Origin of the sequence: Escherichia sp. E14S1, assembly GCF_004211995.1 — a bacterium.
Classification (GTDB): Bacteria; Pseudomonadota; Gammaproteobacteria; order Enterobacterales; family Enterobacteriaceae; genus Escherichia.
This window is the reverse complement of the sequence record NZ_RHJQ01000044.1, coordinates 1-1,253: the sequence shown is the minus strand read 5'-3', so window position 1 is coordinate 1,253 and position 1,253 is coordinate 1. Positions and strand designations below refer to the sequence as shown.

Below are 1,253 nucleotides of genomic sequence, written 5' to 3'. Positions count from 1 at the left end.
TGTAGTGGATCACAAAATCAGGACACCGGGATAACCTGTTTCCACTTTTCTTCATGTAAGCAAGGCGGTAAACCATCGTTGTTCGTGTGAGGTCGATAAACGTTGTAATAACCATTAATCCACTGGTTTATATCGCGTACCGCATGGCTAAAATAACCATAACCACCTTTCGGAAGCCATTCACTTTTAAGGCTGCGAAAGACTCTTTCCATCGGCGAATTATCCAGGCAATTCCCTCTGCGACTCATACTTTGCATTACCCCATAACGCCAGAGTAACTTTCTGTATTTATTGCTTTTATACTGAACACCTTGATCTGAATGAAACAGCAGGCGGCCATCACGCGGTCGTGTTTCCAGTGCATTACGCAAAGCCCTGCACACCAACTCAGCATCAGCGGTTAATGAGAGGGCTGAACCGATAATCCGCCGTGAATATAAATCAACAACGAGCGCGAGATAACACCATTTGTCCTGCAGGCGAATAAAACTGATGTCGCCGCACCAGACGCGGTTTGGTGCGGCGGGGTTAAATTGCCTGTTCAGTAAATTTGGCAATGGCGGACTTTTGTCTTCGTTTACCCGGTAGTGATGTTTAACCGGCTGTCGACTTGTCAGCCCGCATTCCCGCATCAGTCGTCGTGCCAGCCACCGGCCTGCATCAACGCCACTCTGGCGCAACATCTGACTGATTGCCCGGCTACCGGCTGCGCCACGACTGAGAGCATGGAAAGCCCTCACCCGACTTCGTAATTCAATTCTTTGCACATTAACAGGACGCTTCACCTGCGCGTAATAAACGCTACGGTGAATACCGAATAAATGACAAAGAACCCGCACTGGCCACTTTGCTTTCAGCCGTGTGATTAGCGCGACAGCTTCCCGGGGATTTCGCTCATCAGCACGGCAGCCTGCTTTAGTATTTCTTTTTCCATCTCAAGGCGCTTTATCTGCGCTTTAAGCTGCTGAATTTCGCGCTGTTCAGGGGTAATAGCATTACCAGCGGGCTCAATACCCTGAAGTTCCTGCTTATACAACCGTATCCATTTACGCAAATGGTCAGGGTTGAGCTCGAGTGCCAGCGCGACTTCTCTGACATCACGCTGGTATTTAACCACCTGTTCGATAGCTTCAAGCCTGAACTCCGGGGAAAAGGTACGTTTAGTCCGACGAGTTTTGATCATGTATCACCTCATTTTCACTGTTTTAACATTAACAGGATTTCGAGGTGTCCTGAATTACCGATCCACTACA

Annotated in this window: 1 protein-coding gene; it reads right to left on the bottom strand. The window is 48.5% G+C overall.

The genetic code is table 11. The annotated features are described in order from the left end of the window. Positions 1-17: 17 nt before the first annotated feature. Positions 18-1,183, bottom strand: a protein-coding gene (locus tag D9734_RS23045) for an IS3-like element ISKpn37 family transposase (protein WP_130210857.1) whose coding sequence is annotated in 2 segments (ribosomal slippage) — positions 18-919 and positions 919-1,183 — 1,167 coding nt in all. Because the reading frame shifts where the segments join, the coding sequence is not laid out codon by codon here. Positions 1,184-1,253 lie beyond the last annotated feature (70 nt).